Below are 6,545 nucleotides of genomic sequence, written 5' to 3' on the forward strand. Positions count from 1 at the left end.
ATTTTATTACCTCTGAACTGTAATTGCTCACAGGTGCCGCAGATTTTTGCAGGCTCTTTTGTTCGCTATAGCCTACTATGCGGACAGAAGAGACCGTGAAAAGCTGGGGTACCTGTGAGTAATTACGGATTGAAGGGGAAACGATCAAGTTACATGAAAGAGAACAATTATGACAGATAAAATTATACCCGAACAGATTGATATATTGAAAATACTTGATACCCTGCCCCACAGGTACCCGTTCGTTATGGTGGACAGGATAATCTCAATGGAATTGGGAAAAGAAATTGTGGGCCTGAAAAATGTCACCATCAATGAACCTTTTTTCCAGGGACATTTTCCCGGTCGCCCGGTAATGCCGGGGGTCCTGATCCTGGAAGGTATGGCACAGGTTGGAGGTATTATGGCTTTTTATGCCAAGCCGGAAACCATTGGTGAAAAACTGATTTTTTTTGCCGGCATCGATAAAGCCCGTTTCCGTCGTCCTGTAGTGCCGGGGGATCAGATTGTTTTTAAACTTGAATTTATTAAGGAAAAACGTTCTGTTATGGTTATGAGCGGCAAGGCATATGTGGATGATAAACTGGTCGCTCAGGCAGAACTGATGGCCTCATTTTCATGATTTTGAAATATTAATGAACCTGTCACTTTCTGGAAATGAATCCTGGATACAGCTTTATCGCAATTAGTCACAGGTGCCCGACTTTTTAGTTTCCATGGGCAGGTAAAAGTGAACATCATCATGGCCGGACTTTATGCTCCAGCCTCAAAAAACTGGTGAGAATCCTGACTGCGGCAGTATGATTTTCGGCCGCGGTTTTTCAGATAAACCGGCATGACCGGATTTTACGGTTCGGCCACAAAAAGTCAATGAAAACCTGACTGCGGCTATACGATCTTCAGCCATGGATTTTCAGATAAAAGAAAAATATGTCTATACATAAAGCAGCAGTTATCGACCCAGGTGCGGAACTGGACTCTTCCGTGTCGGTTGGACCGTACGCGGTTATTGAAGCGGGTGTCAGAATTGGTGCCGGGACCAGGGTGGAAGCCCATGCCGTGATATCGGGACCCACGACTATTGGCGAAAGGAACCTGATCGGTTCTTTTGCGGTAGTGGGGGGGGCTCCCCAGGATCTTGGTTATAACGGTGAGCCCACGGAGTTGATCATAGGTGACGATAACCAGATCAGGGAATACGCTTCCATTCACCGTGGTACACCGGGTGGTCATGGAAAAACAGTTATTGGTGACCATAATCTTCTTATGGCCTATACCCACGTGGCCCATGACTGTCGTATCGGCAACCATGTGATCCTTGCCAACGTGGCAACGCTGGCGGGACATGTGGAGGTAGGCGATCGTGCCTCCATTGGAGGGCTTGTGGCGATTCATCAGTACTGTCGAATAGGAACCTACAGTTATATTGGCGGAGTATCGGGTATCAGCCTCGATGTCCCTCCCTACATTATTCTGGCGGGAACCAGAAACCGCACCCGCATCTCAGGAATCAACAAGGTGGGCTTGAGGAGAAACGGATTCAGCCGGGAAACAATCAAGAACCTGGACAGGGCCTTCAAAATTATCTTTCGGTCTCCCAATCTCCTCATGAAGGATGCCATTGAAATTGCAAAAAATGAAATGAAAGATTGTCCTGAAGTCGGGGCACTGGTTACTTTTTTCAAGGAGTCCAGGCGTGGTGTCGTCAAGCAGACCATTATGGATTGAGTTGAATGATACGGGAGGCTGAAAAAAAGAAAATAGGGATTATTGCGGGTGGCGGGCAGTTTCCTCTGCTTTTTGTTGAAGCGGCTAGAAAGGCCGGCAGGCAGGTTGTCGTTGTTGCACATAAAGGTGAGACCGACGAACGGGTCACTGGTGCTGCAGACGAAGTACACTGGGTCAAGCTGGGTCAGCTGGGCCGGGTTATTTCACTGTTCAAAAAAAGTGGGGTTACTGAGACTGTCTTTCTCGGGACAATAACCAAGACAAGAATTTTCCGTGACGTGTTTCCCGATTTGAAGGGGCTGACCCTGTGGAATAAAATTGACCGGAAACAGGATGATGCCATTCTCAGGGCCATAGCGGATACTCTTGAAAGAGAGGGGATCAAGGTTCTGGAATCCACATTGTACCTGTCCCATCTGCTTTTTCCGGCAGGAGTATTGACAAAAAACAGACCCAGTAAAAAACAGGTGAAGGATATCGAGTTTGGTTGGAAAAATGCCAGGGAAATCGGCAGGCTGGATATCGGACAGTGTGTAGTTGTCAGGGATTGTTCCGTCATGGCCGTTGAAGCGATCGAGGGGACTGATGAGGCTATTCTCAGGGGAGGACGTCTTGCCAAGGAAAAGGCCGTTGTGGTGAAGGTCAGAAAACCAGGACAGGATTTTCGATTTGATCTTCCCGCCACGGGAGTCAGAACCCTTGAAAGCCTGAGGCGAGTTCATGGCTCCGTCCTGGCAGTAGAGGCCGGACAATCCCTGCTATTTGACAGGGAAAAGATGATTGAAGAGGCGGATAAATCAGGTATAGTGGTTGTGGGTGTAGTGGAACAGGAAGATGGAACGCTCAAAATGTAAGCAGTTACATTAATCAACTGATTCAGAAATGCTCGCACAGGGAGGTTATTATGCAGGCAATGATTCTTGCAGCAGGGCTGGGAACCAGGTTGCTGCCGCATACAAGGGTCTGTCCCAAACCTCTTTTTCCGGTTCTCAATCAACCTCTGCTGCTTCTTACCATTAAAAGGTTGCAAAATCATGGATTCGATTCGATTCTCGTGAACTGCCATCACCTGGGGGATCAGATTGTCTCTCTGGTGGATTCGCTAGTTGGTGTAACCGTGCTTCATGAAGACAAAATCCTTGGCACCGGGGGAGGACTGCGGGGAGGTCTTGAGCATATGAGAGATGAACCTCTTCTGGTAACTAATGGTGACATCTATCACACTGTTGATTTCCGTGATTTATACAATCACCATCTGCAAAGGGATTCTGTTGTCACAATGGCCATGCGTGACCATCTTCGCTTCAATAATGTGATGATCAAAGATGGCAGAGTTGCAAGTTTCGACAACAGGGTTGAATTTACCCAGCTGGCCTTTACGGGGTTGCATGTCATTGAACCTGAAATTCTGGAAGAAGTAGAAAAAAACAGGAATTCCTGCATAATTGATCTCTATAGAAAACTTCTTGATCGAGGCGAGTCGATTGACTGTTATCGGGTTGATGACTGTTTCTGGACCGATATGGGAACAGTTGAAGACTATCTAGATCTTCATCGTGGCCTTTTGAAGGATGATATCCCCTGCTGGGCCGAGATCGGTGAGGTGAGAAAACCATACTGTATTGATATGGCAGCAAAACTTCCAGCCCATATTGTTCTGGAAGACTGGGTCTGTATCGGTGGAGCCCATATTGAAGATGGCAGTCATCTTGAGCGGGTTGTGGTATGGAATGATGTTCGGGTTGCAGCCGGCAGTCACCTTGTCGATACTGTTGTCAGTGACGGATCAGCCTGAACGTCACAAAATTTTCCCGTAACATGTACCATTCATGGCGGTAATAATTCCGTAATTGCTCACATGTACCCCACTTTTCACGGTCTCTTTTGTCCGCATAGGTAGTCTATAGCGAACAAAAGAGCCTGCAAAAATCTGCGGCACCTGTGAGCAATTACACTTAAGACCTAAATCCTGCACTTCAGAAAATGAAAAAATGTAAATATAACTTGATTTCAATATATTATGATATATTAAGCAAATTTGGCTATTCACTTTTTAGGTGAATGTAAATTTTTTCATTTTCTTTGCCCTGCGGGATTGGCAATTTTACCGAATCCGGAGTCTCGCAGGCTCGCTTACCTGCTTCGTTTTCAATGACTTGAAGTATGCCTATACGTCAGCGCCATTGAACCTCGCATCTCCGGCAGGTAAGCGAAGACTCCGAACTTGCCAATTGCAGGATTTAGGTAAGAGGTAATAAAATCACGGAGTTGCTATCCCAGTGACCAATTACATAATTCCGGAACGTTCTGTTGGGTAATGTCTGTCAATCTCAATACTTATATAAAGGCCAGAATCAAAACTCTCCTTTTCGGAACCGGATCGGTAGATCAGGAAGTTATCGATAAACTGTTTGTCGATAAAACTTCACAGATGCTCCGTGGAGATGGATCGAACCGGATATTTCTTCGTCTTTTTCCAGGAAAAAGAGAAGGGTATATCGCTGTAATTCCTCCTGTTGATACAACTGAATCAGATCTCAAGGAAGCGCTGTCCTCCTGGGAGATTGGCCGTCATCTATACAGTCATCAGGTTCCTGTTCCACGTCATTTCGGTATGGACGCAGAGAGCGGTATCATTCTGCTGGAGGACCTGGGTGATACACGTCTGCATGATTTTACTGTTTTGTGCAGGAAGGATGTTTCACGAAGTGGTATGCTTATGGATCTGTACCGGGCCGTTATCCGCGAACTTGTCAATATGCAGTTCAATGGTGTCCGGGATTTTAAGGCTGCGTGGTGCTGGGATACGCCTGTGTATGATAAAAAACTGATGATTGAGCGAGAATCCGGTTATTTTCTCAGGGCGTTCTGGCAGGAATTGCTCGGCCGGAATTTTACACAGGACGTGGAAGAGGAATTCTGCCACATCGCCGACAGAGCGGCCGAGGCGAAACCCGGAACTTTCCTGCACAGGGATTTTCAGAGCCGCAATATTATGGTCAGGGATGGCAAGGTGCGATTTATTGATTACCAGGGAGGGCGGTCGGGCCCACCGGGGTATGATCTGGCCTCACTTCTTTATGACCCTTACAGTGGACTCTGTGAAGAAATGATCGAAAAACTCTATCAGTATTATATTGAAACAGCCTCGGCTTTTGATGAATTTGACAGATTAGAATTTACCCGTTGCTATTCTTTTCTTGCATTCCAGAGAAATGTGCAGATAATAGGCGCGTTCTCTTTTCTTTCCAATGTGAAAAAAAAGACATTTTTTGCTCAATATATTTATCCTGCTCTTATTACCCTGAACAGTCGGTTGGAACAACCGGAATTTTCAGAGTATGGACAATGCAGAAAACTGGTGAAACAGGGGTTGTTACTTGTAGGACAAAGCGGAAAAATCTCCCGGTTGGCTGAGTAGTTAAGCTGGTATTTTGGGAGAATCAGAAAGGAATAATAAAAAACATGGTACAGGGAAATTGTCCAATGGTGGCCTTGATCGGCCGGCCGAATGTAGGGAAATCCACACTGTTCAACAGGATAACAAAGTCAAGAAAGGCCCTGGTTGATCCAACCCCGGGGGTAACCCGTGATCGTCATTATGACAGGGTTACCTGGGATAATAAATCTTTTATCCTTGTGGATACAGGCGGTATTGATGACAATCCGGAAGATTTGCTCGTGGGACATATCAGGGAACAGGCCCTGGCGGCTATCGAGGAGGCGGATATCATACTTTTTCTCATGGACGCAAGGGAAGGTGTCACCCCGGCAGATTACGAAGTCGTTGAAATCCTGAGAAGAACCAGAAAACCGATCTTCCACGTGGTCAATAAGATTGACAGCCCCAGGCAGGAAGTTGAATTCCTGGCGCAGTTTTATGAGCTGGGAATTGAAAAACTCTGGCCCCTTTCTGCTGAACACAGTTTCGGGTTCCGTGATCTTATGGATGGTCTCAGCGCAATCATTGAGGGAGAAACGGAAGAGGCAGAACTGCCGGAAGATTTGATGAGAGTTGCCTTTTTCGGCAGACCGAATGTGGGTAAATCATCAATGATCAACAGGATACTGGGGGAGGAGAGGATGGTGGTTTCCGAGATATCGGGGACGACAAGGGATTCCGTCGATACCCTTTTGACCCATGGGAAATACAACTATCTCCTGATTGACACAGCCGGAATCAGGCGCAAAGGAAAAACAAAGGAAAAACTGGAGAAATTCAGCATTTTGAAATCTCTGGCAGCCCTTAATAAATGTGATATTGCTCTGGTTCTGATTGATGGTGAGGAAGGAATTACCGAACAGGACACCAAGGTGATCGGGTATGCCCTGGAACACGGCCGGGCATTGATCATCCTCGTGAACAAATGGGATTTACTCGAAGGAGATAAAAAACGGGGGCATCAGGTTCTCGCTGAGGTAGGCCGGCAGTTGCCCTTCCTGGGGTTTGCCCCTGTTCTCAATGTGTCGGCAAAGACCGGATACGGTGTAAAGAGACTGTTTCCTGTTATCGGATCCGTCTACAGGCAATACAAGGCAAGTTTTCCGACATCCGCGCTTAACAGACTGTTGCGGGAGGCCATAGAAAATCATTCACCGCCGATTTATAAGAACAAACGTTTAAAATTTTATTATACCTCGCAGATCAGCACCAGTCCGCCAAGATTTGTCATCATGACAAACAGCTACAAAGGAGTTCACTTCTCCTATCAGCGATATTTGACAAACAGGTTCAGGGAAGGCCTGGGGTTGGACAAGGTTCCGATTCAACTGATTTTCAAGGATAAATCCAGTCAACGGGGCAACTGATTTTTCTC

General features: G+C 46.5%; 6 protein-coding genes. All 6 read left to right on the forward strand.

Annotation, left to right across the window (positions count from 1 at the left end; translation table 11 throughout):
* Positions 1 to 169 precede the first annotated feature (169 nt).
* The 6 genes from fabZ to der all read left to right on the forward strand — a co-directional run bounded on the left by fabZ (position 170) and on the right by der (position 6,537).
* Positions 170 to 622 (forward strand): 3-hydroxyacyl-ACP dehydratase FabZ, encoded by a 453-nt coding sequence (fabZ, locus tag ACXLDX_RS08840; protein ID WP_457576810.1) that lies wholly within the window; start codon positions 170 to 172, stop codon positions 620 to 622.
* A gap of 308 nt (positions 623 to 930) precedes the next feature.
* On the forward strand, positions 931 to 1,728 hold the full coding sequence (lpxA, locus tag ACXLDX_RS08845; protein ID WP_457576811.1) for an acyl-ACP--UDP-N-acetylglucosamine O-acyltransferase: 798 nt from the start codon (positions 931 to 933) through the stop codon (positions 1,726 to 1,728).
* A 5-nt stretch (positions 1,729 to 1,733) separates the two neighbouring features.
* On the forward strand, positions 1,734 to 2,582 hold the full coding sequence (locus ACXLDX_RS08850) for an LpxI family protein (RefSeq protein ID WP_457576812.1): 849 nt from the start codon (positions 1,734 to 1,736) through the stop codon (positions 2,580 to 2,582).
* 50 nt (positions 2,583 to 2,632) lie between these two features.
* Complete coding sequence (locus tag ACXLDX_RS08855; RefSeq protein ID WP_457576813.1) at positions 2,633 to 3,523, forward strand: nucleotidyltransferase family protein; 891 nt, start codon at positions 2,633 to 2,635, stop codon at positions 3,521 to 3,523.
* A gap of 522 nt (positions 3,524 to 4,045) precedes the next feature.
* Positions 4,046 to 5,149 (forward strand): aminoglycoside phosphotransferase family protein, encoded by a 1,104-nt coding sequence (locus ACXLDX_RS08860; RefSeq protein ID WP_457576814.1) that lies wholly within the window; start codon positions 4,046 to 4,048, stop codon positions 5,147 to 5,149.
* A gap of 44 nt (positions 5,150 to 5,193) precedes the next feature.
* Positions 5,194 to 6,537, forward strand: coding sequence for a ribosome biogenesis GTPase Der (der, locus tag ACXLDX_RS08865; protein ID WP_457576815.1), 1,344 nt, complete (start codon positions 5,194 to 5,196; stop codon positions 6,535 to 6,537).
* Positions 6,538 to 6,545 lie beyond the last annotated feature (8 nt).

It is taken from the genome of Desulfomarina sp. (genome assembly GCF_054039375.1).